Here is a 26308-nt window from a genome sequence, read left to right as displayed (position 1 = left end):
CGGAGCACCAACGTGGCGGGGCTCTATGGAAATGACATCGACATAGGGGTTGGAGAATGAAGAGCGGGACGCTGTCGCGTCAGGTCTTTGCGGGTGCGTCGGTTCTCGCGGTCGCCGCGGGAGCCGTGGTGCCGACGACGCCGTCTGTCGCCGACAGCTACATGGCCGGCGACTTCCACAACCATACGCCGTGCTCGGACGGCCGGTCGTCCGTCGAGACGATGGTGACCAAGGCCGTGCAGAGCTACGGGCTCGAATGGCTCGGTGCCGCCGATCACGGCGGCTCCAGCCCGCGCGACTGCCGGGTCGACGATCCCGAGGGCGACGGTTCGACCACCGGCCTCGGCAAGTATTTCGACGAGGAGCAGGGCTCGATCCCGGCCATGACCATCTACGGCAACACCGCGACCTCGCAGGGCCATCGCTCGATGTGGCGCTGGCAGAGCGTCGAGGAGATCGTCTATCCCGAGCTCGCCCGCCTCGCGCAGCAGCTCAACAAGCCGATGCTCTATGCCGGCGTCGAGACCAACGTGCCCGGCCACGAGCACACCAGCATGGCCGTGATCGGCAACCAGAAGCCGGAGAATTTCGGCGGCGATGTCGGCAACGCTAGCGCGGTCGCCGAGTTCGAGTACCGGTTCGACCGCAGCGACACCGACACCCAGCTCGGCGCTCCGAATCACAACTGGACCGGCAAGGTCGCCAATGCCTCCGGCACCGGGTCGGGCACCGCGAACCACAACAACAAGGCGGTTCCGAGCGTCGCGTGGTTGCAGGCGAACTATCCGCTCGACAGCTACTACGTGCCCGCCCATGTCGAGCGCGCCGGCGTGTTCAACGCCAACGGCAACAACGGCTTCAACGTCGAGCACTTCCGCGACTTCAACAATGCCGGTCCGACCGTCGCGGTCGGCTTCGAGACGATGCCGGGCCACCAGGCGAGCAACAATCGCGGCGAGTACCGGGCCGGCTTCTGCGGCACCGGCTGCGATTCGGTCGGCGTGACGACTTACGGCGGCACCGGCATCTACGGCGCCAAGATCGGCGGACTGTGGGACGCGCTGCTGGGCGAGGGCCGCAACTGGTTCTTCTACGCCAGCTCCGACTGGCACAACCGCGGCGCCTTCAGCATCTACGAGGCCGGCTCGACCAACGACTTCTATCCGGGCGAGTACCAGAAGCTCTACATTCCGCGCCCGGCGAACGGCACGACGCTCCGGCCGCAGGTCGTCGTCGACGCCGTCCGCTCCGGCAACTCCTACTCGGTGGCGGGCGACCTGATCACGGGCGAGCTCACCTACAAGGCCGAGGTCGTGGGCTACGCGGCCGCCGGTACGGCCAAGATGGGGCAGACGCTCGTCGTCCCACGCGGCCGCAGCGTGAGGATCACCCTCGAGGTAAACGTTCCGACCGGCACCAACCACTCGCCCTACAGCTTCAACAACCCGTCGCTGGCCCAGCTCCAGATTCAGGAGCCGCTCAACCGGCCGACGCTGCGCTTCGTCCAGTTCATCAAGGGCAACGTCACCGGCGTGATCCCCACGACGAGCTCCAGCTACACCAACGCGACCAACTCGACCGCCGGCGTGGCCGCGACGTTCAACTCCAGCAACTGGACGGCGAGCGGCCAGAAGCGGACCATGACGTTCACCATCTCGAACGTTCAGAACAACATGTATGTCCGGGCGCGCGGCAGCAACCTGCCGCCCGGCACGCCGAACGAGACCGACAACCTCGGCAATCCGCTCAACGACTGGGATCCGGAGAACTCCGCCCAGAGCGGCTTCGTGCCCTGCACGGATCCGGCCTGCCCGGACCACATGGCGGTGCGCGACGGCGTCAAGGTGTCGAGCTACGACGTCGCCGGGTGGTCGGACCTGTGGTTCTACACCAACCCGATCTTCATCCGCGTCTCCGGCCAGCCGCAGCTCCTCGTCGAGACCAACGCCGCCAAGGCCGCCGCGCTGAAGTGAGCCGAGATCGACGGCTGCGGCCCGCCGCCGCCGCTCGATGCAACCATCGGACCGGGGGCCGCTCGCGGCCCCCGGTTCGCTTTGCCGAAGGTGCGTGAGGTCCATGCTCGAGGCTGGCGCGTATTCCCCGGCCGGCGCCGCCGCGGCGCCGCGGCGGGTCCTCGTCGTGGCGACGATCGCGGCGCTCTCCGGCTTCGCCGGGCTCGGCTACGAGATCGTCTGGACCCGGCTCCTCGCGGTGTCTCTCGGCCACGAGATCGTCGCCGTGCTCGGGGTGGTCTCGGCGCTGTTCGCCGGGCTGGCGCTGGGCAGCCTGGTGCCGGGCCGGCGGATCGCCGCGAGTCCGCGCCCGGGCCGCTGGTACGCCGGCCTCGAGCTGGTCATCGGGCTGTGGGCGCTCGCGCTGGTGCCGCTCGCACCGCTCATGGCCGACCTCGTCCCGCTGCTGGTGCCGGTCGACGCGGCGCCGACGCGCCAGTGGCTGGTCGCCTTCGCGCTGCCGTTCTGGCTGCTGCTGCCGGCGACGCTCGCCATGGGGGCCACGCTGCCGGCGCTCGAGGCCGTGCTGGCGCCGCGCCTCGCCTCGGGCCGGGCGGTCGGCCCGGTCTATGCGGCGAACACGCTGGGCGCCGTCGCCGGCACGCTCGTCACGACGTTCCTGATCATTCCGGCTGTCGGGCTCTCGGCCACCCTGGTCGCCTGCGCGGCCGTCAACCTCGCCTGCGCGGCCGCGATGTGGCTCGCGGAAGGCGGCAGCGTCGCGCCGGCGCCGAAGCGTCCGGCGGCCGGCCGGCCGTCGCTCCGCGCGCTGGCGCCGCTGTTCGTCGGCGGGCTTCTGGGCCTCGGCTACGAGGTGCTGGCCATCCGGGTGGTCGGCCAGATCCTCGAGAACACCGTCTACACCTTCGCGCTGCTGCTCGCCGTCTGGCTGCTCGGCACCGCGCTCGGCGCCGCGCTGCGCGATCGCCTCGCGGCGCGGCCGACCGCAGGCGACGCCCTGACCAGTGGCCTCGTCGCCGCGACCGCGCTGGCCTGCCTCGGCGGTGCCGCCGCGATGGCCACGTCCGACGCGATTCTCCTCGGCCTGCGCGAGGCGCTGCCGGCCACCGTGCCGGGCCGGCTCGCCGCCGAGCTCGGCATCGCGGCGGTCGCCTTCCTGCCGCCGACCGTCGCCATGGGGGCGCTGTTCGCGCAGCTCGCCCAGGCGGCCAGCGACCGCGATGGCGGCATGGGACCCGGGCTCGCCGTCAACACACTCGGCGCGGCGCTGGCACCGATCGTCTTCGGGCCTGTCCTGATGCCGCTCGTCGGCGCCAAGCTCGCCTTCGCCGGGCTCGCCGCCGGCTACGTGCTGGCGCTGCCGAACCGGCGTCCGCCGGCACTCGCCGCCGCGGCGGCGATCGGGGTAGCGGCCGTGGCACTGGTGCTGTCGCCGCTGTCGCTGCGCTTCGTCCAGGTGCCGCCCGGCGGTGCGCTGGTCTGGCACCGCGACGGCGTGATGGCGGCGGTGAGCGTGGTGCGCAACCGCGCCGGCGACCATCACCTCCAGGTCAACAACCACTTCCGCATGGGCGGCAGCGCGTCGGAGCGCTCCGACCATCGCCAGGCCCACATCCCGCTGCTGCTGCATCCGGCGCCGCAGCGGGCGCTGTTCCTCGGGCTCGGCACCGGGGCGACCGTCTCGGCGGCGGCCGACCATCCGGGCCTCGTCGTCGACGGCGTCGAGCTGGTGCCCGAGGTGGTCGAATCGTTCCCGCTGTTCGCCCGCTCGGCCCCGCAGATCGGCCGCAACCCCGACCTCCACATCCACGTCGCCGATGCCCGCCGCTTCGTCCGCGCGCCCGGCGCCGGCTACGACGTGATCGTCGCCGACCTCTACCATCCGTCCGTCGACGGCTCGGGCGCCCTCTATGCGCGCGAGCACTTCGCCGCGATCCGCGACCGTCTCGCCGCGGGCGGCCTGTTCTGCCAGTGGCTGCCGCTGCATCAGCTCGACATCGCGACCCTGCGGGTGATCGTCCGCACCTTCCTCGACGTGTTTCCGCAGGCGAGCGCCCATCTCGCCCAGCTCAGCGTCGAGACGCCGCTGATCGCCCTCGTCGGTGCTGCAGGGCCGCGCACCTATCCGACGGAGTGGCTCGGCCGGCGGATCGTCGATCCGGCGCTGCGGGCCCGGCTCGCCGCCCTCGATCTGGCCGACGACTTCGGCCTGTTCGGCCTGCATCTCGGCGGCGCCGCGGCGCTGCGTGCCTTCGCCGGCGAGGGGCCGCTCAACACCGACGACCGCCCCGTGGTCACGGCGGAGGCGCCGCGGCTCGCCTATGCGGCGGCGGAGCGGCCGGGCGACCGGCTGCTGACCCTGCTCGCCGCGCTGCGGGGGACGCCGGACGACGTCCTGGCCGCGCCGGCGACGGCAGAAGCCGAGCCGGACGCCCGGGACCACGACCGGGACCGGCGCCGCCGGCTCGTCGCGTACTGGCAGGCGCGCGACCGCTATCTGGAGATCGGGGTGCGGACGCTCGGGGCCGGCGCGCGGGGCCGCGACCTGGTGGGCGAGATCGCCCCGCAGCTCGTCGATCTCGTCCGGCTCAGCCCGGACTTCGAGCCGGCCTATCGTCCGGTGCTGGCGATGGCGCGGCAGCGCGCGGTCAGCGACCCGGCGGTGGCGCGGCGGCTCCTAGAAGCGCTCGATAGGGCGAGGCCGGACCGACCCGAGGCACGCCGCCTGCTGTCGGCGCTGCCGCCGGGCTGACCGGCGCCGCGGTCGCGGTGCCGTCCGCCGATGCGATCGTGAACGGCACCGAGCCGCCGTCGGGATGCCAGTGGCGGCGCACATAGCCGTTCCACTCGATCGAGTAGTTGCCGGGCGGCAGCGGCTCCAGCGGCCGGAACTCGGCGGCCCGGACCTCGGTGGGGCTGCGGACCCAGTCGATCGGCCACTCGGCACGGGCCTCGTCGAACAGCCGGACGTCCTTCAGCTCGATCTCGATCGAGAACTGCAGCGTGATCGGCTCCTGCAGGGCCTGGAGCACGTCGTTGGCGTTCGGATAGGACTGGTCGAAGGCGCACTGGGCCCGGGCCTCGCCGGTCGTGACGGCGATCAGTCCGAGGAGCGGCAGGACCGCGATCAGGCCGCGCATGCGCATCGATGGTCTCCGTATGTCTGGTCGGGGGTATGTCTGCACGGTGTCGTTCCGGCGGCCGGCCGTCACGCGAAGCGGATCGCGTAGCCGAAATTGTCGAGCCGGTCGGGGATCGCGTTGAACGCGATGGTGATGCGCCGCTCGCCCTGATTGACCGGCACCTCGTGCAGCAGATAGCTCGGGAACATCACGAGGTCGCCGGCGCCGATCTCCGGCACCATCCACTTGCCGCCGTTGAACTGGTTGATGCGGGCGTTCGGGTTGTTGTTGCCGAAGATGAAGCCCGAACCGCCGAGGCTGCGGTGGAACACCAGGCGGGCGGAGGGATCGGGCGAGGTGAGATAGAACACCCCCGAGACGAAGCTGTTGGCGTGGGTGTGGATCGCCTGGCGGCCGCCGGGCTCCAGCACGTTGACCCAGATCTCCTTGATCTGCCACGCGAGCGGCTCGCCGAACAGCACCTCGCCGAACTCGGTCACCTTGGGCAGCGCCAGGGCGCCGAGGCTGGTGAACAGCGCCGACGTGTCGGCAGCCGCGACCGGCGTGTGCGACAGCCGGTCCGAGAAGGCGTTGGCGAGCGTCGTGGTGTTTTCGATCTCGGCGACGACGGCGGCGACGCGCTCGCCGTCCAGGAGCTTCTCCACCCGCATGACCGGGGTCGGGAAGAGACCGAAGATCTGGCTCACGGGGGCATCCGCACGTTTGGAGAAACGGAGAGGCGCGTCCCGTCCGAAGGGTGGGATGCACGACGCGCCGGTTCACTCTGGCGGCGGTGGATGACCGCCGCATGACTGCGATCCGATCCCGCGGTCAGTGGTCCGGATAGGGCTCGATCAGGGGCGGCGGGCGGCGCGGCACCACGACGACGGGCTTGCCGGGGCTCGTCGCCGGGCGGAGCGTCGGCGTGCGCGCCGTCGACTCGGCGTCGCGCGCCGGCAGCGTCAGCACCGCGCTGCTGCGCTCCTTCTGCAGCATCACGTCGCGGCCGCTCACCGAGCGCAGCACCCAGCCGTCGTGCGCCTCGCCGGTCTTCAGCCGCACCACGGCGCCGGCCGCCGGGTCGAGGAAGACGCCGAAGCCGCCGCGGGCGTTGACCACGATGCCGATCAGCTCCAGGCGCGGCCGGGCCGGCGGACTCGGCGCCGGCGGGGGCGGAGCCGCGGGAGGCGCCGGCGGCGCCGCCGCGACGATCGGGGGCGGCGGCCGCCGGCTCGCCGAGAACAGCGGTCGCGCGCGCGTCTCCGTCAGCGTCTCCAGCGGGATCGCCCACAGCGGGTTGCCGTGCCGCGCCGGCGGCTCCGCCTCGGCGGGGCGTCCCGGTGCGCCGTCGGCCCGCACCGCCGGCGGCGCGATGTCGACGACGCCGGTGCGCCGCTCGCCCGGGTCGAGATCGGCGGGCGATGGCGCGGCGAGCGACAGCACGGCGGTGCCGGCCAGGGCGAGGCCGGCGATCGCGGCGAGGAGGCGTCGGGCCCGGGTCATCGTGCGCCCTGCCACTGGCCGTAGACCGTCATCAGCACCCGCAGGCGGCCGTCCTGCGCCTCGGCCGCGGTCGCCGGCGCCTGCGCCACCAGCTGGTCGACGAACAGGAACGGCAGGCCGGCCTCGATCTCGTAGAGGAGCGACTGGAAATCCGCCTGACCGATCTCCAGGTTCGTCGTGACGCCGAGGAAGCCGGCGCCGAGCGGCGTGCCCTGGAGCTCCACCCGCGACGACAGGATGCGGCCGTCGAAGCGGGCGACGGCCTCCGACACCCGCTGCATCAGCCCGGCTCCGGCGACCGTCACGGTCGGCCCTTCGAGAAAGGGCGATCCGCGGCGCAGGCCGGCCGGCATCCCGGCGCTCGCGGGCGGTGCGGACCGCCGGCCCTCCAGCCGGTCGAGAATGTCGGCGGCGGCCGCCACCGCGGCCTGCCGGGCGACGAGATCGGTGACGGCGCCCCAGGCGAGCTGGACCAGCAGTGCCACCGCGGCCGCATAGGCCAGCACGGCGAGAGCGGCGCGGCCGGGCGGCACGCGCGGCGGGACGACGGGGGTGCGGACGGAGGCTGGCTGCGGGGTCACGGCGTCACCTCGATCGGCGCCCGGATGCGCGCCTCGATGTGGAAGCGCTCGCCCGGATCCTCGGCGGCCCGGGTGGTCGGCGCGTAGAAGGTTGCGCGGGTGAAGTTCGACGACTGCTCGAGCAGCCGGATCAGCGCCGGCGCATCCCGCGACAGGCCCATCACCTGCACCTTGTCGCCCTCGATGTGCATCTCGGTGACGAAGGTGTGGTCGGGCAGGGCGCGCGACAGCGCCTCCAGCACCAGCACGGTCGGAGCGCCGTCGTGCTTGCGCTGCTCCAGCGCCCGCACCGCGGCGGTCGCCGCGTCGCCGCCGCCGCGCGCCGCGAGGAGGGCGATGCGGCGCGCCGCGATGCGGCGGTCGAGGTCGGCCCGGGAGGCGTCGAGGTCGGCCCCGACGATCTGCTCGGCCAGCGTCGCCGCGACGGCGGCGAGCGCCGCCGCGATCAGCACGGCGAGGAGCGCTCGCCGCACCTGCGCGATGCCGATCCGGCCGGGCAGGGCGTGCTCCAGCACCCGCACGGGCGCCGCCGCGTCGTCCGGCCGGACCGCGACGACGATGGTCCGGGCGCCCTCTCGCGTCAGCGCGTCGAGCAGCGGCGCGATGCCGGTGCGGGCCGTCGCCGCCACGGTGAGCGCGATGCGCTCGCCTGCCGCCTCGGCCGGCGGCGTCCAGCCGTAGACGGCGTCGCCGGCGTGCCACGGCGTCAGGCGGTCGAGCTGGGCCCGCACGATGCCGTCCAGGAACGCCGCCGCCTGGCGCGGCAGGTCGAGCGGCCGGAACAGGAAGCGCCCGCGAGCGAGCTCGAGCGCGACCGCGCGGCCGGCGATCCGGGCGGCGACCCCGGCGGGCAGGCGACCGCCGTCGTCGAGCCGGATCGGCGCGGCCGCACCGGAGTCCGCCGCGTCCGCACCGGCCATGACGAAGCGGCCGGGCTCGGTCTCGACCAGCGTCACGCTGCGACGTCGGCCGAGCCGCCCGGCGGCGCCGACGAGCGCGCCGGCGACCGTGTCGATCCAGGCCGAGAAGCGGTCGAGCAGGCTGCGGCTCATCGTCGGGTCTCCTGCGGCGGACGCAGCGGCGGCGGCGTGTCGAGGTCGTCGCGCCAGGTCAGCACCCGGTAGGGATCGTCGCCGAAGTCGCGCACCAGGATCACGGCCTCGGCGGCCCGGGTGCCGCCACGGTCGAAGTCGATCCGCACCGTCACGCGGACGGCGTCGCCGCCCTCCGGCGTGGTGCCGCGCCGGAGCGGCGGGGCATTGCCGGCCGGCCCGTCCGGCGTCTCGCCCGGCAGGGCGGCGAGCACGACCGGATCGGCGTCGCGCGCCAGCACGTCGGGCCGGCCGCCGTAGATGGTGAGATGCGGCAGCGCCTGCTCGATCAGGGCCGGCGGGATGCCGAGCACCAGCCACAGCTCGTCGGCGTGCACGAACGGCTTGCCGCGCGGGCCGTGGTCGAGGCCGGCCTCGCGATAGCGCGAGCGTTCGCGCTCCAGCGTCGCGTCGCCGGAGGGCGCACGCCACGCGACGATCCGTTCGGCATAGGTGTCGGCGTCGTCGGGCTGCGCGCCGAGGACGACGAAGAGGCCGGCGAGCAGCTCCTTCGGCGCGGCGTTGAGGTCGATGCGGGCGGCCTCGTTGACGAAGGTGGCGAGCACCCGGGCCCGGCCCCGGCGAAACGCCAGGTCGCCGCGGGTCGGACGGACCTCCTTCGGCACGGCGGCCAGCCGCTGAGCGGCGAGCTCGACGCCGGCGGTGGCGAGCGCGCGGGCGAGCAGCGCCTCGTCGCGCACCGCTGCGGCGGTCGCGGCGCCCGAGACATGGACCGAATAGATGGTGACGAGCGTCGCCAGCGCGGCGAGGATCCACAGCACCGCGATCAGCACGAAGCCGTCGCACGGGCCGCCGGACGTCGGGCTCGGTCGCGCACGGCTCATCGGGTCGGCACTCCCGTGTCGGTCGTCGCGGCGGCCGGCGCCGCCGGGCGGGGGCCGCAGCCCTCGGCCGTCGTCTCCACCACGCATTCGGCGCGCAGCTCGGCCCGGATCGGCGCGACGGTCGAGGCGGCGAGGGCGCGGCCGCTGGTACCGTCGCGCACCACCACCCGCACGGCCCGCGGCAGCTCCTTCATGTCGATCCACTCGGCCTGCCAGACGCCGTCGCGCCCCGCATAGGAGAACGACACGCGGTACGGCGCGCCGAGCAGCGGCACCGCGTCGAAGAAGCGCGGCGGCAGGTCCTCCGGATCGCGCGGCAGGTAGGGCGCGGCGCTGCGCGCGAGCGCCAGCCCGTGGCCCGCCGCGGCGATCCGCACGATCTCCAGGCCCGGCCGGGCGTTGGGCCCGAGCGCGGTGCGCACGACCGTGACGGCGAGCGCGGTCCCCTCGAACAGCGGCGCCTTGCTCTCGCGGTCGCGCGGAACCATCTCGGCGGCGGCGAGGTCGGCGACGACGCGGTCCATCGCCAGCGCGACCTGCTCGGCGCGCTGGACCCGGACGAGGCCGCGGTTCCAGCCGGGCAGCCACTGCGCCGTCACGGTGGCGAGGGCGCCGAGCACCACGCCCATCAGGACCGTGGCGACCAGCGCCTCGACCAGCGTGAAGCCGGCCTCCGCCGCCCGACTGACAGATGCCGTCCGGCTCATTCGGTCGGCCTCCGGGTCAGCCGCACGGTCTCCAGCACCAGCGTCGCGCCGGACGGGCCGCGCACCGTCACGATCACGTCCTTCGCCTCCCACGGCGAGCCGGCGGGCACCCCGTCGGACGCGAGCGGCCGGACCTCCGTGCGCCAGCGATGGCCGGCGAGCTCGCCGTCCAGGCCGCCGGCGGCGAGGTCGCGGCGCGGCGGCAGGCCGGCCAGGACGGCGCGCGCCGTCTGCTCCAGGGCCACCCGTGCCTCGACGGTCCGCGTCGCGCGCGCGTTGGCGGCGACCACGCCGCCGATCGCGGCGAGCGCGGCGGCCACCACGGCGAGCGCCACCAGCACCTCGATCAGCGTGAAGCCGCGGCGGCGCCGCCGCTCACGCGCTGTGACGCGGGACAATCTCGACCCCTCCGGTCAGCCAGTTCACCCGCACCTCGAATCCGACCCCGTCGCGCGACAGAACGACCGCCCCGCCGCACGACAGGCCGGACGGCAGGAAGCCGATGCTCGACAGCGCCGGCCGGCCGGCGCAGCGCTGCGGCAGCATCGCCTGCATCCGCACGTCGCGGGGCAGGCGAAGGATCCGCCCAGTGGCGCCGGAGCGCAGGGCGCGCGCCGCCGCGTTCACCTCGGTCGCGACCGGCCGCCGGCGCCGCATGGCGGCGGTGCGGTCGGCCCGCAGCAGCGCCGCCGCCTCGACCGCGTAGGCCTGGAGCCGCGGCGTCGAGGTGCCGAGCGGCAGCCGCGGCAGGGCCAGGGCGGCGAGCGCCGCGACGATCGCCACCACGGCGACGATCTCGACGAGGCCGAAGCCGGCCTGTGCGCCGCCGCGGATGCGGCCGGGCTCAGCGCGTCCAGCTGGTGATGTCGGCCGCGGTTCCGCTGCCACCTTCCTGCCCGTCCGATCCGAGGGAGACGATGTCGTAGGGTCCGTGGTCGCTGGGCGACCGGTAGACATAGGGCTTGCCCCAGGGGTCGGCCGGCACGGTGCCGCCCTTGAGATAGGGGCCGTTCCAGTTGGCGGTCCCGGCGGTGCGCTGGACGAGCGCGCCGAGACCCTCCTGGCTCATCGGGTAGCGGCCGGTGTCGAGATAGAAGAGGTCGAGCGCGCTGGCGAAGCCCTGGATCTGGATCTTCGCGGTCTTGACCTTGGAGTCGCCGAGATAGTTCAGCACCCGGGGCCCGACCAGGGCGACGATCAGGCCGATGATGGTGATCACCACCAGGAGCTCCACCAGCGTGTAGCCCTCCTGGCCGCGGCGGCGCCGCCGGCGGATCGGCCGCGCGCGGGCCGGTGAGAACGTGGATTCCATGACTCCGTTCCGTTGCACTGCTTTCATCCGATGCTCTGGCTGACCGACAGGAGCGCGGTCATGACCGACACGATCAGTCCGCCGACGACCACGCTGATGGTGACGATGGCGAGTGGGCCGACGATGCCGACGACCCGCGCGAGCGCCGCCTGCAGCTTGGCCTCGTAAAAGTCGGCGATGCGGCCGGCGAGCAACGCCAGCTGCCCGGTCTCCTCGCCGAGGCGCAGCATGCGCACCGCCATGGCGGGCAGGGCGCCGCCGGCGGCGAGCGCCTCCGACAGGCGGCCGCCGTGGCGCACCTTGTCGGCGGCGGCGCTCCACACCGCGGCGCCGTCGCCGGTCGCCATCACCTCGACGATGATGCGCAGCGCCGCCGTCAGCGTGACGCCGTTGCCGAGCAGGATGCCGAGGTTGCGGCAGAACACGGCGGCGCGCCGGAACGAGAGGATCGTGCGCACGCCGGGCAGCCGCGCGGCGGCGCCGAGCAGTGCGACGCGGGCGCCGGGCCGGCGCAGCACCAGCCAGGAGGCGAGCGGCATCAGGACGGTCGCGGCGGCGACCTCGGCCGTGTGGGCCTGCAGGAGATCGGAGAGATCGAGGATCGCCTCGACGGCCGGATCGAGCTTCGCCCCCATGTCGCGCAGCACGGTGGAGAACTGCGGCAGCACGAACAGGAGGAAGAACACCAGCACGCCGCCGGCCGCGACCAGGATGAAGGCCGGGTACTGTAGGGCCTCGGCGAGGGTCTTGCGCAGCGCCTCGGCGCGGGCCCGTTCGGCCGCGAGCTGCTCGAGCGTGGTGTCGAGCGTGCCCGACGCCTCGCCGACCCGCACCAGGGCGACATAGACGGGCGGGAACAGGGCCGGATGCGCCGCGATGGCATCTGCGAAGGTCTCGCCCGACAGGACGCCGGCGCGGATCCTGCCGACCACCGGGCGCATGCGGCCGAGATCGGCGTCGCCGGCGAGCAGCTCCAGCGCGTCGTCGAGCCGCGCGCCGGCGCGCAGCAGCAAGGCGAGGTCGCGGGTGAACACCGTCACGTCGGCCGGACGCGGGCGGCTCGTCAGGGCGGCGAGCGACAGGTCGAGGCGGGGGCCCGCCGCCGCCTCGGCTCCGGCCGCCGTCTCGATCGGCACGAGCCCGAGGAACTCGATGCGCTGCGCCACCTCGGCGGCGTTCGGGGCGGCGATCGTCCCGGTCACCAGCTCGCCGGTCTGCGTCAGGGCGCGGTAGTGGAAGTTCGGCATCGGCTCAGCGCACCGTGGTGACCCGCAGCACCTCGGCGGGCGAGGTGAGGCCGGCCCGGCACTTGGCGATGCCGTCGTCCAGCATGGTGGTCATGCCGGCCGTGATCGCCGCCCGGTCGAGGGCGCCGGCGCCCGCGCTGCGGTCGATCTGCTCGCGGATGGCGTCGGAGAGCGTCAGGATCTCGAACACGCCGACGCGCCCGCGATAGCCGGCGCCGGCGCAGCGCTCGCAGCCGACCGGCTCGTGCACGGTGTCTCCGGCCGCGAATCCGAGCGCGGCGAAGCGCGGGTCGGCGGCGATGTCGGCCGCCGCGAGGGTGCGGGGCCGCTTGCAGCGGTCGCAGAGCTGGCGCACCAGGCGCTGGGCGACCACGGCCCGCAGCGTCGACTTCAAGAGGAAGCTCTCGACCCCGAGATCGAGCAGGCGCGGCACCGCGGCGGCGGCCGTGTCGGTGTGCAGCGTGGTCAGCACCAGATGGCCGGTGAGGGCGGCGTGGACGGCGATGTGGGCGGTCTCCGGGTCGCGCACCTCGCCGACCATGATCACGTCCGGGTCCTGGCGCACGAAGGCGCGCAGCGCCGCCGCGAAGGTGAGGCCGATCGAAGGCTTCACCTGCGACTGGTAGATGCCGCGAATCTCGTACTCGACCGGATCCTCGATCGTCAGGATCTTGCGGGTCGGCTCGTTGAGGATCGACAGCATGGTGGCGAGCGTCGTCGTCTTCCCGCTGCCGGTCGGTCCGGTGACGACGATCATGCCGTGCGGCAGGTCGAGCAGCCGGGTGAGCGTCGCCCGGTCGGCGGCCAGAAGCCCGAGCCGGTCGATCGACAAGAGGCCGCGGTCGCGCGGCAGCAGGCGGATGACGGCGGATTCGCCGTGCTGGGTCGGCATGATGGCGACACGCACGTCGAGCTCGTCGCGGCCGAGCCGCAGCCGCGCCGCGCCGTCCTGCGGCAGGCGCCGCTCGGCGATGTCGAGGCCGGCGAGGATCTTGATGCGCGAGATGATCGCCTGCGGCAGCACCCCGGCGGGCGCCGGCACCGGGCGCAGCAGGCCGTCGACCCGCATGCGCACCTCGAGGCCGGTGCGGAACGGGCCGATGTGGATGTCGCTGGCGCGCAGCTCCACGGCCTTCTCGAACAGGCCGTCGACGGCGCGCACCACCGGAGCGCCGCTGGCGAGGTCGCGCAGGCTGTCGATGTCGTCGGCGGCCCGGCCGGCCGCCGGCGCCTGGAGATCCGGCGCGGCCGTCGGCTCGTCCTCGCCGAGCCGCTCGGCCAGCACGGTGGCGACGTCCTCGAAGGAGGCGACCGCGAGCGCCACCGGACCGCCGAGCACGATCTCGGCGGCGCGCGGCCCGGCCGTGTCGGTCGGATCGGCGACGGCGAGGCAGGCGCCGCCGTCCGCGGCGCGATAGGGGAACACTGCGAGCTCGCGCAGGAAGCGCGGCGAGAACGCCCGGGTCAGCGGCGGCGCCGCCATCAGGACCGGCAGGGCGATGCGGGGAAGCGCGAAGAACTGCGCCACCGCGTCGGCGAAGTCGCCGGCGCCGAGATCGCTCGCCTCCCACAGCCGGCGCAGGCTCGGAGCGCCGGCATCGGCCGCGGCGACGTCCGCCTGCGGGTCCGCGATGCGGCCGGAACGGACGAGATGGCTCGCGAAGTCGCCGGCGCTGGCGGAAGTCATCGGAGCATCCTCGTCCTCGTCCGGCGCGATCACCGGCCCGCGCAGTCTCCGGGTCTGTCGATGGTGCCGACGATCCGGCCGGCACGACACCGGTCAGGCTCGCGTCGGGGCGATCGTCGCGCATGCCGTCGCGCCGCGGCTCGGCGGCGCCACGCGCAGCGGGCGGCATATTGGTCGCGCTGCATGAAGCTTTTGCGTCGGATCGATGACGAATGCGCCGCGACGGCTCGCGCACCGGAGGAAGTCCACAGGCGCTGCCGCCCGCCGGCGTGCTCTTATAAATCTGTCATATGGGACCGCTAACAACGATCATCCCGCATCGGCGTCTGCGGGCGACCGTCCGCCCGACCGGACGGTCGAGACAAGAGACAGCGGGTGGCGTGAGTGGACAGACCGGCCGGAACGATGCGATCGCATCGGGGCGGAGCAGCCGTCGCGGCCGCGCTTCTGTGTGTCGCGGGCCTTTGCGTCGGCCTCGGCGCGTGCAGCGGGCTCGTCGACGACAACCGCCCGCCGGGCGTGCTCGATCAGATTCGCTCGCTCGATCTGCTGCCGCGCCGGCCGGCGCCGGTCGGCCCCACCGGCGCCCTCCCGGACGATCGCCGCGCGGTCGAGTATCAGACGAGCAGCGCTGCGCCGCCGACGGGCGGCCGCGGCGACACGACCGGCGCCGTCGCGGGCGGCACGGTCGGGCAGGGGGCGGCGGCCGCCGCGGGCGGCGAGGGCTACGAGCTGAATTTCGAGAACACGCCGCTGTCCACCGTGGCCAAGGTGGTGCTCGGCGACATCATGGGGGCCGGCTACACGATCGACCCGCGCGTCCAGGGCACGATCAGCCTCGCCTCGGGCCGGCCGGTCGCCCGCTCCGACATGCTCTACGTGCTGGAGAACGCGCTGCGCACCAGCAACGTGGCGCTGATCCGCGATCCTTCCGGCTACCGGCTGGTGCCGCTGTCGGAGGCCGCCGGCGCCGGCGTCACCGACGCGGGCCTCGCCCGCGCCGAGCCGGGCTTCGGGCTCTCGGTGGTGCCGCTGCGTTTCGTGTCCGCCCAGACGCTGATGCCGCTGCTCGATTCCTTCGCCACCCGCACCGGCGCGGTACGGGCCGATCCGGGGCGCAACATCCTGCTGATCCAGGGCACCGGGAGCGAGCGTCGGGCCGCCATCGACACGGTGCTGAAGTTCGACGCCGACTGGATGCGCGGCCAGTCGGTCGGCATCTATCCGGTGCGCAACGGAACGCCGGAGCCGATCGTCGCCGAGATCGAGAAGGTGATGGACGCCGGCGAGGGCGGCATGACCCACAGCCTGGTCAAGCTCCAGCCGATCACGCGGATGAACTCCATCATGGTGGTCGCCCGCAAGCCGGAGCTGCTGCGCACCGCCGCGACCTGGATCGGCCGGCTCGACCGCGCCGACACCAGCACGGGCGTGCGCGTCTACCGCCTGCGCTACGGCGACGCCAAGCAGATGGCCAAGGTGCTCAACGAGATCTTCGTCGGCGGCACGTCGACCTCGCTCGACCAGACGGCGAGCCAGATCGCGCCGGGCTCCGGCGTGGCGGTGACGACCAGCAGCGGCGGCACGGACGCCGGCTCGGCACAGGCGAAGAGCGTGCAGCAGAAGCTCGGGCAGGGGCTCGGCCAGCAGCAGTCCGCCCTGGCGGCGGCCCGCTCCGCCGCGAGCGCCGATCCGCCGCCGTCCGGCGGATCGGGTGCGGCGGCCGCGGCGCTGCTGCCGGGCGTCCGGATCACGGCCGACTCGGTGAACAACACGCTGCTGATCTATGCGAGCCCGGAGCAGTACCGGATCGTCGAGCGCACCGTCGCCCAGCTCGACCAGCCGCTGCTCCAGGTGGCGATCGAGGCGACGGTCGCCGAGGTCACGCTCAACGACGCCCTCGGCTACGGCGTGCAGTTCTACCTGACCAGCAAGGACCTCGGCCTCGGCTCCGACAAGGGCTCGGTGCTCAACACGCTGTCGAGCAGCGTGTCGGACGCCTTCATCAGCCGCAGCGTGCCCGGCTTCAACCTGCTGATCGGGTCGGAGAGCAACCCGCGCATGATCCTCGACGCGCTGCACACCGTCACCGACGTCAAGGTGCTGTCCAACCCGTCGCTGGTCGTCGTCGACAACCAGCCCGCCACCCTGCAGGTCGGCGACGAGGTGCCGATCTCCACCGGCAGCGCCACGGTGCTGACCAGCAGCAACACCGTGGTGAACACCTACGAGTACAAGAACACCGGCATCATCCTGCGGGTGGTGCCGCGGGTGAACGCCAACGGCAATGTCCGGCTCGAGATCGAGCAGGAGATCAGCAACGTCTCCGATTCGACGACCACCACGTCGAGCAGCAGCTCCAGCTCGACCTCGACCAATCCGACCGTGTCGCAGCGCAAGGTCAAGAGCACGATCGCGGTGGCGAGCGGCCAGACCGTGCTGCTCGCCGGCCTGATCAGCGAGAAGCGCAACGGCACGCGGTCCGGCATCCCGGTGCTCGACAAGGTGCCGGTGCTCGGCGAGGCGTTCTCCCACACCGACAAGAGCGTCAGCCGCACCGAGCTGATCATCTTCATCCGGCCGCAGATCATCCGCGACGGCTCCGATGCCCACGTGGTCGCCGAGGAGCTGCGCGCCAAGCTGCGCGGCAACATCGGCACGGCGCCGGGCGGCCCGTTCCCGCGCTTCAACTGACGGGGCGATGGATGCCGGCCGCGCTGCGCAACGCCCTGGCGACGATCGGCGGCGATCTCCGCGACGGCGCCGTCGTGCCGGCGGTGGCGGCCGGGACGTGCGGGGCGGCGGCGAGCCTGTGGATCGAGCCCGGCCCCGGCGGCCTGCTGGCGGCGGGCTTGGCCGCAGTGGCGGTCGCGATCGCGGCGATCGACGCGCGGCGCTTCGTCATCCCGGATGCGCTGTCCGCGACCGGCCTCGTGCTCGGCCTCCTGTATGTCTGGACGACCGATCCATGGCCCGTCGACGCGCTGACGGCGGCGCTGCTGCGCGGCGCCGCGCTGGCGCTCGTCTTCCTGCTGCTGCGGATCGGCTACCGCCGACTGCGCGGCCGCGACGGCCTCGGGCTCGGCGACGTCAAGCTCGCGGCCATGGCCGGCGTCTGGCTCGACGTGCCGGCGATCCCGGTGGCGGTCGAGATCGCCGCGCTGGCGGGCCTCGCCGCCTACGGGGTGCGTCAGCTCCGCTCCGGCGGCCCGATGCGCGCGACGGCGCGGCTGCCGTTCGGCCTGTTCTTCGCGCCGGCGATCTGGATCGCCTGGATCGTGCAGCGCTGGCTCTTCGAAGGCTGAGGGACGCGGGATGATCCGGACCGTCACGACCCGTCGACACGCCTTGTGGGGCGCCGTCTCGGCGGCGGCTGTTCTCGGCGCCGGGCTCGCTGCCCCGGCCCGGGCGCTCGACGCCTTCGCGCTGCATGCGCGCGGCGACGACGCCGCGGCGGCGGTCCGGCTGGCGCGGCTCGCCGAGGCCGGCAACGCCCGCGCCCAGGGGCTGCTCGGCTTCCTCTACGAGTACGGCCGCGGCGTGCCGCAGAACTTCGAGATCGCGGCGATGCTGTACACCTGCGCGGCGGAGCAGGGCGAGGCCACCGCGCAGCATCTGCTCGGGCTCCTGTACGACAAGGGCCGCGGCGTGCCGCGCGACGTGGTGCTGTCGCACAAGTGGCTGATTCTCGCCGCGGCGCGCGCCGGCCGGCGGGACCGCGACGCCTACATCCGCATCCGCGACGCGGTCGCCACCAAGATGAGCGAGTCGCAGCGCGCCCTCGCCCAGGCGATGGCGACCGCCTGGGTGCCGGCACCGCCGACGCCCATGCGGTGGTGATGATCGCCGGGTGATCGGACCGGTTTCGATCCTCTTGCGCGGCCGGTCGGGTCGCGCCCGACGACGACGCCCGCCGCTCACCAGCTCTTGGCGAGCGACAGGCGGACGGCGAGGGGCTCGACCGCGTGGACGTGGCGGTCGTAGACGGCCTCGGTCTCGCCGGCGAGCCGGGACTCGTAATAGTACTCGATCTGGTTGGTCTTGGTGTTGAACAGGTTGTAGGCGTCGAGCTGCACCTTGACCCCGTTGTCGAAGCGGTAGCCGAGCCGGGCGTTGACCAGGAAGGACGACAGCGACCGCACGCTGTCGTCCTCGATCAGCGGCCGCGGGCCGAAATAGCGCGCCTTCAGCGAGCCGAACCAGCCGGTCTCGGTGCCGAGATTGACGGCGAGCGACCCGACCCAGGCGGGCGCGCCGGGGATGGAGGCGCCGGCCGGGTCGTCGTCGGTGAAACGGGCATGCGTGTAGGCGAGGTCGAGGTCGACGCTCAGCCAGCGATTGATCCGGTAGTCGTTGGTCCACTCGACGCCGACGCGGCGGCTCGGGCGGCTCGCCTCGGTGGTGCCGGCGTCGCCGACGAACAGCAGCTCGGAGTCCTGGTCGAGCACGAACACGGCGACCGACGTGGTGAGGCCGTCGATCGACTTGTTGCGCATGCCGACCTCGGCGCCCCTGGTGCGCACCAGCAGCGGCACGCGGTCGACCGGCGTCGTCTTGTCGAGCGGATCGACCGTGATGGTGGCGCCGCGGATGTCGTTGGAGTGGAAGCCGTAGCCGGCATTCAGGAAGAACTCGGTCCTGAACCACGGGCCGAGCACCAGCCCGGCCTTCGGGCTGGTGATGGCGTCCGACGCGTCGCCGGAGTTCAGCGGCGTGTCGCTGTCGACCGTCCCGGAGAACCAGTCGCGGCGGATGCCCACGGTGGTGCGCAGCCAGTCGGTCCACTGCACCGAATGGTCGGCCCACAGGCCGACGCTGCCCTCGGTGACGCTGTCGGCCCGGGTGGTCGAGAGGTACTGCCGCTGCGCCGTCTTCAGCAGGCCGATGGCGATGTCGTCGTAGCGGGTCTGCACGCCGACGCGGGTGACGGTCGGCCGGTCGAGGAGGTTGGACTTGAAGGCGTGGCTGGCGTTGACGCCGAGCACGGTGCGCCGGTCGGTCTGGCTGAACTGGTCGCCGTTGACCGGGTCGTCGAGGAAGTAGGTGAAGTTGTTGTAGAGGGTCAGGCTGGAGTTGATGGCGAAGGCGTCGATCCGGGTGGTGCCCTGCTGGTCGGAGCGGGCCCAGCGGCCCGACACGCTGTAGCGGCTCGCCTCGCCGCCGTCGGTCGGGTCGAGCGAGCCCCAGCGGCTGATGATGCCCTGGTCGATCGCCCGCTGCGCCACCTGATCGGTCGAGGTCCAGCGGTTGCGATAGGCCATGCCGGTGAGCGAGAAGCCGTTGTCGGCGGTGCCGTCGACCCAGCGGACGACGCCGTTGAGCTTGCGGACCCGGTCCGGCACGTCCCACGGGCCGTCGTAGGTGATGCCCTCGCCGGCGGCGATCAGGGTGGCGCCGGTGTCGGTCTTGGTCGACAGCACGGCGACGCCGCGGCCGTAGCCGAACATGCCGAGCGTACCCTCGACCATGTTCTTCGGCACGTCGCGCAGATAGTCGATGTGCACGGCGCCGGCCGAGGAGAAGTCGCCCTCGTCGGCGTAGTAGGGGCCCTTGCGCACGTGCAGCGACTGGACGAGCTCGGGCAGCAGGAAGTTGATGTCGGCGTAGCCCTGGCCGTGGCCGTGGGTGCGCATGTTGACCGGCATGCCGTCGACCCAGATGGCGAGGTCGGTGCCGTGGTCCAGGTTGTAGCCGCGCAGGAAGTACTGGTTGGCCTTGCCCTCGCCGGAGTGCTGGGTGACGACGAGGCCGGGCACCACCTCCAGCATCTCGCCGACCCGGGCGGCCGGGATGTCGCGCATCTCCTCGCCCGAGATGGTCAGCTCGCTGGCGGCGGCGGCCGGCGCCGAGGCGCGCGCCTTCGCCTCGGAATCGACCACCTCGAGGGCGGGGAGGTCGACATACTGGGCCGCCGCCCGGTCGCTGCAGCCGACGGCGAGCACGACGGGGAGCACGGCTGACACGCCGGCGACGCGACGAAACCCGAACGATCGCATATGCACTCCCGCGCGCCGGCGCGCGCCCTGCAAACCCGTCCGCGCGCGTGGAGGAGGCCCCCGGCATGCGCCCCGCGTGTCGCCCGCCGGCGTCTCGCGCGCCGAACGTAGTCGGGGCGCGGTGACACGATTATGAAGAATTGCTTAATTCGTGCGACGCGGGACAGGCCGTAGCGGCGGGGCCACACCCGGGTCGCCGCGGTCGGCCGTGCGCCGCCGCACCGCCGTCCGCCCGGCCGCGGCGCCGCATTTCAGCGGATTGAAAACCCCGGCGAGTCCGGTCACATCTGCGGCCATGCGCCTGGTCCGCCGTGCCCCGCGACCGTTCGGCGGCCGCGGGCGTCCGTTCCGCTTCGGCCTTCTCCTCCTGCTCGGCGCCCTCGCGGGGCTGCCGGCCGGCATCGCGCGCGCCGAGACGATCCGCATCGGCGTGCTCGCCTTCCTGGGGGCCGAGCAGAGCTTCGAGGACTGGGGCCCGACGGCGCGCGCCATCGAGGCGGGGCTGCCGGGCAGCACCGTGGTGCTGGTGCCGCACGACCATGCCGGGCTCGACCGCGCCGTGGCGGAGGGCGCCGTCGACTACGTGATCACCAATCCGGGCCACTATGTCGAGCTGGAGGTCGCGCACGGGGTGTCGCGCATCGCGACGCTCGACTCCGGCATGCCGGTCGCCTCGGCGATCATGGTGCGGCGCGAGCGCAGCGACCTGAACACGCTCGCCGATCTCGCCGGCAAGCGGGTGGCGATCGTCGGGACGACCGCCTTCGGCGGGTTCCAGGCGGCATGGCGCGAGCTCGCCGCCGCCGGCTTCGATCCGTTCCGCGACCTCGCCGGCCTCGACACGGTCGGCTTCCCGATGACCCGGGTGATCGACGCGGTGCTGTCGAACCGGGTCGACGCCGGGATCCTGCGCGGCTGCCTGCTGGAGCAGCAGGAGGCCGAGGGCGCCTTCGCGGCCGGCGCCCTGCGGGTGCTGGCGCCGCGCGACAGCCCCGGAACGACCTGCGCGGTGTCGAGCCGCGTCTATCCGGACTGGCCGATCGCCAAGCTGCGCACGACCCCGGCGGTCGCGGCGAAGCGGGTCGCCACCGCGCTACTGACCTATCAGCCGCCGCCGGGCGTGCCCGGCTGGACCGTGCCGCTCGACTACCAGCCGGTCCACGACGCCTTCCGGGATCTGAAGATCGGCCCCTACGAGTCGCTCCGCCACATCACCGCGCGCGAGCTGCTGGCGCGCTACTGGCAGGTGCTGGCGCTCGCCGGCATCGCGCTCGGCGCCTGGGCCGTGCACGCGCTGCGGGTCGAGCGGCTGGTGCGCCGGCGCACCGCCGAGCTCGCCACCGTGAACGCCGATCTCGTCCGCGAGATCGAGCATCGCCGTCGCGTCGAGGAGCAGGAGGCGCTGCACCGCAAGGAGCTCGACCACGCGGCGCGCCTGTCGATCCTGGGCGAGATGGCGGGCGGCATGGCGCACGAGCTGAACCAGCCGCTCGCCGCCATCGCCAACTACGCCGACGGATGCGAGCTGCGGCTGCGCACGACCCCGGTCGACACCGGCGCGCTGGTCCACGCGACGAAGCTGATCCGCCAGCAGGCGGAGCGCGCCGCCCAGGTGATCCAGCGCATGCGCGCCTTCGTGCGCAAGCGCGAGCCCGTGCACGCGCCGGTCGACCTCGACGAGGTGGTGACCGAGGCGCTGGAGTTCTTCGAAGGCCCGGGCCGCCGGGCCGGCGTGACGATCGAGACGGCGCTCGCCGGCGCGCTCCCGCCGGTGTGCGGCGACCGCATCCAGCTCCAGCAGGTGATCCTCAATCTCCTGCAGAACGCGGCCGACGCGTCGGTGGGACGCGGGGCGGGGCCGTGGCCGGTGCGGGTCGAGACGCTCGCCTGCGAGGGCGGCGCCTGCGTCGCCGTCGCCGATCGCGGCGAGGGGATGTCGGAGGAGGTGAAGGCGCGGCTGTTCGAGCCGTTCTTCACCACCAAGCCGGCCGGCCTCGGCCTCGGGCTGGCGCTGTGCCACTCGATCGTCGAGGAGCATCGCGGCCGCCTGCAGGCGGTCGACAATCCGGGCGGCGGCACCGTGATGCGGCTGTGGCTGCCGGCGGCGCCCGGCGAAGCGGGCGTCGCGCGATGCGGCGACGAGGCGGGGGAGGCCGCATGAGCGCGGGCGAGGCGAAGGCGCCGGTGGTCTACGTGGTCGACGACGACGACGCGATGCGGGACTCGCTGGTGTTCCTGCTGGAGCCGCTCGGGCTCGCCGTCGAGACGTTCCCGTCGGCCGCGGCGTTCCTGGCCGGCCACGATCCCGACCGCGTCGCCTGCCTGGTCGCCGACGTGCGGATGCCCGGCATGAGCGGGCTCGAGCTGCACGAGGAGCTGGTGCGGCGCGGCGCCGTGATGCCGGTGGTGATCATCACGGGCCACGGCGACGTGCCGATGGCGGTGCGGGCGATGCGCACCGGCGCGCTCGACTTCATCGAGAAGCCGCTCAACAACCAGGTGCTGATCGAGCGCATCCACCAGGCGTTGCGGCTCGCCGGGACGCGGCTCGCCGCGGCGCGCGAGATCGGCGCCATCCGGGCGCGGCTCGACCGGCTGACGGCGCGCGAGCGCGAGGTCGCCGGCCTGGTCGCCGCCGGCAAGCAGAACAAGGCGATCGCCCACGCGCTCGGCATCAGCCTGAAGACGGTGGAGATCCACCGCCACAACGCGATGGAGAAGATGGCCGCGACCACGGGCGCCGACCTCGCCCGCATGCTGACGCTGGCCGGCGGCACCGGCGAGCCCGCCCCGGACGGGCCGGCCTAGAGGCGCGGCGGTGCTGTGGCGCGGCGCCGCGGCCGTGCTAGGATCGGCGGCTCTCCCCCGCCACAGGACTTTCGACATGCCCCCGACCGAGCGGCGCGACGGCGCGACCCAGACGGCGCAGCAGACGCGGCGCTCGATCGCCTTCCTCAACGTGGCGCACGGCATCGACCATTTCGTGCTCGGCATCTATCCGACCGTGGTGATCGGGCTCGAGGCCGTCTACCAGCGCTCCTATTCGGAGCTGATCGTCCTCTCCACCGCGATGTTCGTCGCCTTCGGCCTGTTCTCGCTGCCGGCCGGCTGGCTCGCCGACCGCCTCAGCCGCCGCGCCATGATGGCGGCGTTCTTCATCGGCTGCGGGCTGTCGCTGGCCGGCTGCGCGGTGGCGCCGACGCTGACGATGCTGGCGGTCGCGCTGTTCCTGCTCGGCATGTTCGCCGCCATCTACCACCCGGTCGGGATGGCGATGCTGATCCAGGCCTCGGGCGCGCGCGGCCGCACGCTGGCCTTCAACGGCGTGTGCGGCAATCTCGGCGTGTCGCTCGCCTCCGGCGTCACCGCGGTGCTGGCCTCGTCGGTCCTCGGCTGGCGCGGGGCCTTCCTGGTGCCGGCCGTGGTGTGCCTCGCGCTCGGCGTCGCCTATCTGGCCATGGTGGCCGACGACCGCCACGAGACCGGCAGCCGCACGCGGGTCGCCGACATCGTGCTGCCGCGCCGCGCCGCGATCGCCTTCTTCGGCCTCTACACCATCATCTCGTTCTGCGGCGGGCTCACCTTCAACACCATCGTGGTGGCGCTGCCCAAGATCGTCGACGAGCGGCTCGGCGGCGGCGTCGGCCTCGCCGCGGTGGGCGGGCTCGCCAGCATCGTGTTCCTGTGCGGCGCCGTCGCCCAGCTCGTGGTCGGGCGCATCGCCGAGCGGGTCGCGCCGCATCTCCTGTTCGCCGTGGTGGTCGGCCTCCTGTTCGCCGGTGCCGCCTGGTCGGTGCGGGCCGACGGCATGATGCTGATCGCGGCGCTCGCCGTGGTGATGGCGGCGCTGTACGGGCAGGTGACGGTCGGCGACATGGTGATCGCCCGCTACACTGCGGACGCCTGGCGCGGCCGCGTCTACGCGGTGCGCTACTTCCTGTCCTTCGCCTCGGCCGGCGTCGCCGTGCCGGTGATCGCCTGGCTGCACGCGCGCGGCGGCTTCGACCTCGTGCTGATCGGGCTCGTCGCGGTGTCCGGGCTGTTCCTCGCCGCCGTGCTCGGCCTCGTCGCGATCGTCACCGTGTCGGCACCGCGCGTGATGGTGCCGCCGGACGCGGCCCCGGCCGAGTAGGGCCGCTCCATGGGCGGCGGCAGCGGTATCTGACTCCTTTTCAGCGAGGTGCGGATTATTTTCGCGCCGTTAACGTCGCGTTAACCGTTCGGCGGCATGCTGTTCGAGAAGGGCGCTGCGGCGCCCACGACCACGGCGGCAGATGACGCCGGATGTACGCGCATCGGACGGCGTGGTCGTGACTGATTTCCCGCGGGGGCGGGTAGAGGGGACCAGCGCCTGGTGGCGCTGACGGAAAGGCCCGGGCGGCGACGTCCGGGCCTTTTTCGTTTCTCGTCCGGCGCTCGTCGCGGGCGTCGCTCGCCCCGGCGCCTGCGAATCTGATCACGTCATCGATTTGTGACTTGAAACCGGTCGCGAACCGGATTATCAGCGCCGTCCCTTCACGAGGCCTCGGGTCCGGGTTCGCGAATCCCGGCCGGCGCGTGCCGCGGTGCGGCGTCGTGTTCCGCCGAGGAAGGGACGGTCGTGGCTCGGGCAGAGCGCGACCACAAGCGAGGATAGCTCAGTGGAAGAGCAGATGGCTTGTAACCATCCTGACGCGGGTTCGAATCCCGCTCCAGCGCGTCTCGACGGCCGCATAGGCTGACCCGCAAGGGGACCGGGCGCGCGCTTCAGTCGCGGTCCGGCCGATCTGCCGCAAGGCGTTTCGTTCGAACCCAGACACCGACAGACCGGCCTGCGCCGGGGCGGATACCGCCTGCGCGCGACGCCGGATGCATCGTCTCGCCTTCGCGCTCCGGCGCGGAGCGCGCGCGTGCGTCCGTCGTCGGCGCCGGCTGAAGCCGCGGCCCGCCGGCTCGGTCGGGAAGCGTGCGTCCGGGACCTGCTGTCCTCGATCGTCAACCGTCCCGGCCGCCGTGGCCGGGCGACCCTGGAGGTGTGCCATGAGCCGGCACCTGATCATGCTGCGCGTGACCGTGAAGGACGGCGAGCGCGCCATCCTCACGCGCAATGGCCGGTTCGAGCGGGTGCTCGAGCCCGGCCGCCATCGCGTCGTCGATCCGCTGCACCAGTGCGTCTGCGAGGTGCACGCGGTCGTGCGCGCCGAATTCCCGGCGGACCGCTGGGCCGTCCTGAAGGCGGCGCGGCCGGACGTCGCCGCGGCGCTGTTCGAGGCGGTGGAGACGCGGGCGAACGAGATCGCCATCGTCAGCCTCGACGGTCGCCCGGCCCAGCTCCTGATGCCGTGGCAGACCCGGGTGTTCTGGAAGGTCGCGACCCGCGTCGACGTCGAGCGCGTCGACGTGACGAGCGACCCGCGGATCCGCCCGGAGCACCTCGCCATGGTGGCGCGCGAGCGCAACCCGAGCGTCGCCGAGCACGTGGTCGAGAACCACGAGGCCGGCCTGCTGTTCGTCGAGGGCCGCCTCGTCGAGCGGCTGGCGCCGGGCCGGCACGCCTTCTGGTCGGTCGGCCGCAAGATCGAGGTCAAGCGCCTCGACCTGCGTCCGCAGGCCGTGGAGATCACGGCCCAGGAGATGCTGACCCGCGACCGGATCGCGCTGCGCGTGACGCTCACCGCGTTCCGCCGGATCGTCGATCCGGAGCGGCTCGTCGCCGCGGTGCCGGACGTGGACGCGTGGCTGTACCGGCTGGTGCAGTTCGCGATCCGCGACGCCGTCGCCTCGCGGACGCTCGACGAGGTGCTGGCCGGCAAGGCGGTGCTGGACGACGAGCTGCGCACCCGCGTGCGCGAGCGCGTCGACGGCGCCGGCGTGGAGGTGACGGAGCTCGGCGTGAAGGACCTGATCCTTCCCGGCGAGATCCGGGAGCTCGTGAACAAGGTGGTGGAGGCGGAGCGGACCGCCAAGGCGAACCTGATCCGCCGCCAGGAGGAGACCGCGGCGACGCGCTCGCTCCTCAACACCGCGCGGCTGATGGAGGAGAACCCGCTCCTCCTGCGGCTGAAGGAGCTCGAGTCGATCGAGCGGCTGGTCGAGAAGGTCGGCCGCATCGATCTGCACGCCGGCGACGGCGCCGGCCTCGACGCGCTGCTCACCCGGCTCGTCCGCATCAGGACCGATGCGGCGGCCTGAGGGCAGGGCGCGGCGGGGCAGGGCACCGCGCCCGACGACAACGACCGAGGCCCGGGCGGCGACGCCCGGGCCT

General features: G+C 73.3%; 22 protein-coding genes and 1 tRNA gene. 10 read left to right on the top strand and 13 right to left on the bottom strand.

From position 1 onward, the window contains the following. Nucleotides 1-56: 56 nt before the first annotated feature. Nucleotides 57-1973 carry a hypothetical protein gene (locus tag J2S22_RS23705; RefSeq protein ID WP_272779690.1) on the top strand — a complete coding sequence of 639 codons (1917 nt, stop codon included), beginning with the start codon at nucleotides 57-59 and terminating at the stop codon, nucleotides 1971-1973. Nucleotides 1974-2076: 103 nt separating this feature from the next. Then, nucleotides 2077-4725, top strand: a complete 2649-nt coding sequence (locus tag J2S22_RS23700; RefSeq protein ID WP_272778136.1) for a fused MFS/spermidine synthase — start codon at nucleotides 2077-2079, stop codon at nucleotides 4723-4725. On the opposite strand, the gene J2S22_RS23695 is transcribed toward J2S22_RS23700, so the two are convergent. The 12 genes from J2S22_RS23695 to J2S22_RS23640 form a co-directional block, all read right to left on the bottom strand. After that, entirely contained in the window at nucleotides 4622-5119 is a 498-nt protein-coding gene (locus J2S22_RS23695; RefSeq protein ID WP_272778135.1) for a copper resistance protein CopC, read from the bottom strand. The genes J2S22_RS23700 and J2S22_RS23695 overlap by 104 nt on opposite strands. A 62-nt stretch (nucleotides 5120-5181) precedes the next feature. Beyond that, a complete protein-coding gene (locus J2S22_RS23690) occupies nucleotides 5182-5802 on the bottom strand; it encodes a TIGR02466 family protein (RefSeq protein ID WP_272778134.1) in 621 nt (206 codons plus the stop codon). Nucleotides 5803-5926: 124 nt separating this feature from the next. Further along, nucleotides 5927-6598, bottom strand: a complete 672-nt coding sequence (locus J2S22_RS23685; RefSeq protein WP_272778133.1) for a general secretion pathway protein GspN — start codon at nucleotides 6596-6598, stop codon at nucleotides 5927-5929. After that, nucleotides 6595-7179, bottom strand: a complete 585-nt coding sequence (gene gspM / locus J2S22_RS23680; RefSeq protein WP_272778132.1) for a type II secretion system protein GspM — start codon at nucleotides 7177-7179, stop codon at nucleotides 6595-6597. Before gspM ends, J2S22_RS23685 begins: the two co-directional genes overlap by 4 nt. Beyond that, nucleotides 7176-8231: a PilN domain-containing protein gene (locus J2S22_RS23675; RefSeq protein ID WP_272778131.1), complete on the bottom strand. Its 1056-nt coding sequence runs from the start codon at nucleotides 8229-8231 to the stop codon at nucleotides 7176-7178. The genes gspM and J2S22_RS23675 overlap by 4 nt, the downstream gene beginning before the upstream one ends. Next, the gene (locus J2S22_RS23670) at nucleotides 8228-9115 is read right to left on the bottom strand and encodes a type II secretion system minor pseudopilin (protein WP_272778130.1); all 888 of its coding nucleotides are present in this window, start codon (nucleotides 9113-9115) and stop codon (nucleotides 8228-8230) included. The genes J2S22_RS23675 and J2S22_RS23670 overlap by 4 nt, the downstream gene beginning before the upstream one ends. Beyond that, a complete protein-coding gene (locus J2S22_RS23665; RefSeq protein WP_272778129.1) occupies nucleotides 9112-9822 on the bottom strand; it encodes a PulJ/GspJ family protein in 711 nt (236 codons plus the stop codon). Before J2S22_RS23665 ends, J2S22_RS23670 begins: the two co-directional genes overlap by 4 nt. Next, on the bottom strand, nucleotides 9819-10220 hold the full coding sequence (locus J2S22_RS23660) for a prepilin-type N-terminal cleavage/methylation domain-containing protein (protein WP_272778128.1): 402 nt from the start codon (nucleotides 10218-10220) through the stop codon (nucleotides 9819-9821). Before J2S22_RS23660 ends, J2S22_RS23665 begins: the two co-directional genes overlap by 4 nt. Then, nucleotides 10198-10710, bottom strand: coding sequence for a prepilin-type N-terminal cleavage/methylation domain-containing protein (locus tag J2S22_RS23655; RefSeq protein WP_370878245.1), 513 nt, complete (start codon nucleotides 10708-10710; stop codon nucleotides 10198-10200). Before J2S22_RS23655 ends, J2S22_RS23660 begins: the two co-directional genes overlap by 23 nt. After that, nucleotides 10667-11134, bottom strand: a complete 468-nt coding sequence (gene gspG, locus J2S22_RS23650; protein ID WP_272778127.1) for a type II secretion system major pseudopilin GspG — start codon at nucleotides 11132-11134, stop codon at nucleotides 10667-10669. The genes J2S22_RS23655 and gspG overlap by 44 nt, the downstream gene beginning before the upstream one ends. Before the next feature lie 23 nt (nucleotides 11135-11157). Next, nucleotides 11158-12381, bottom strand: coding sequence for a type II secretion system F family protein (locus J2S22_RS23645; RefSeq protein ID WP_272778126.1), 1224 nt, complete (start codon nucleotides 12379-12381; stop codon nucleotides 11158-11160). Between the two features lie 4 nt (nucleotides 12382-12385). Beyond that, complete coding sequence (locus J2S22_RS23640; protein WP_272778125.1) at nucleotides 12386-14068, bottom strand: GspE/PulE family protein; 1683 nt, start codon at nucleotides 14066-14068, stop codon at nucleotides 12386-12388. A 405-nt stretch (nucleotides 14069-14473) separates the two neighbouring features. On the opposite strand from J2S22_RS23640, the gene gspD reads away from it, so the two are divergent. The 3 genes from gspD to J2S22_RS23625 are packed head-to-tail and all read left to right on the top strand — an operon-like array spanning nucleotide 14474 to nucleotide 17908. Next, nucleotides 14474-16762, top strand: a complete 2289-nt coding sequence (gene gspD, locus J2S22_RS23635; protein WP_272778124.1) for a type II secretion system secretin GspD — start codon at nucleotides 14474-14476, stop codon at nucleotides 16760-16762. Nucleotides 16763-16773: 11 nt separating this feature from the next. Continuing rightward, nucleotides 16774-17373: a prepilin peptidase gene (locus tag J2S22_RS23630; RefSeq protein ID WP_272778123.1), complete on the top strand. Its 600-nt coding sequence runs from the start codon at nucleotides 16774-16776 to the stop codon at nucleotides 17371-17373. Nucleotides 17374-17383: 10 nt separating this feature from the next. Continuing rightward, a complete protein-coding gene (locus J2S22_RS23625; protein ID WP_272778122.1) occupies nucleotides 17384-17908 on the top strand; it encodes a tetratricopeptide repeat protein in 525 nt (174 codons plus the stop codon). 77 nt (nucleotides 17909-17985) lie between these two features. Here J2S22_RS23625 and J2S22_RS23620 read toward each other — a convergent pair whose 3' ends face one another. Then, nucleotides 17986-20022 carry a TonB-dependent receptor gene (locus tag J2S22_RS23620; protein ID WP_272778121.1) on the bottom strand — a complete coding sequence of 679 codons (2037 nt, stop codon included), beginning with the start codon at nucleotides 20020-20022 and terminating at the stop codon, nucleotides 17986-17988. Between the two features lie 337 nt (nucleotides 20023-20359). On the opposite strand from J2S22_RS23620, the gene J2S22_RS23615 reads away from it, so the two are divergent. The 5 genes from J2S22_RS23615 to J2S22_RS23595 all read left to right on the top strand — a co-directional run bounded on the left by J2S22_RS23615 (nucleotide 20360) and on the right by J2S22_RS23595 (nucleotide 26235). Beyond that, complete coding sequence (locus J2S22_RS23615) at nucleotides 20360-22225, top strand: sensor histidine kinase (RefSeq protein WP_272778120.1); 1866 nt, start codon at nucleotides 20360-20362, stop codon at nucleotides 22223-22225. Then, nucleotides 22222-22872 (top strand): response regulator transcription factor, encoded by a 651-nt coding sequence (locus tag J2S22_RS23610; RefSeq protein WP_272778119.1) that lies wholly within the window; start codon nucleotides 22222-22224, stop codon nucleotides 22870-22872. Before J2S22_RS23615 ends, J2S22_RS23610 begins: the two co-directional genes overlap by 4 nt. Before the next feature lie 76 nt (nucleotides 22873-22948). Next, on the top strand, nucleotides 22949-24196 hold the full coding sequence (locus tag J2S22_RS23605) for an MFS transporter (RefSeq protein WP_272778118.1): 1248 nt from the start codon (nucleotides 22949-22951) through the stop codon (nucleotides 24194-24196). Nucleotides 24197-24690: 494 nt separating this feature from the next. Further along, a tRNA-Thr gene (locus J2S22_RS23600) sits at nucleotides 24691-24763 on the top strand. A 320-nt stretch (nucleotides 24764-25083) separates the two neighbouring features. Then, a complete protein-coding gene (locus J2S22_RS23595; protein WP_272778117.1) occupies nucleotides 25084-26235 on the top strand; it encodes a slipin family protein in 1152 nt (383 codons plus the stop codon). Nucleotides 26236-26308 lie beyond the last annotated feature (73 nt).

Origin of the sequence: Rhodoplanes tepidamans (genome assembly GCF_030813915.1) — a bacterium.
In the GTDB taxonomy this organism is placed as follows: domain Bacteria; phylum Pseudomonadota; class Alphaproteobacteria; order Rhizobiales; family Xanthobacteraceae; genus Rhodoplanes; species Rhodoplanes tepidamans.
This window is presented reverse-complemented; position numbering and strand designations above follow the sequence as displayed.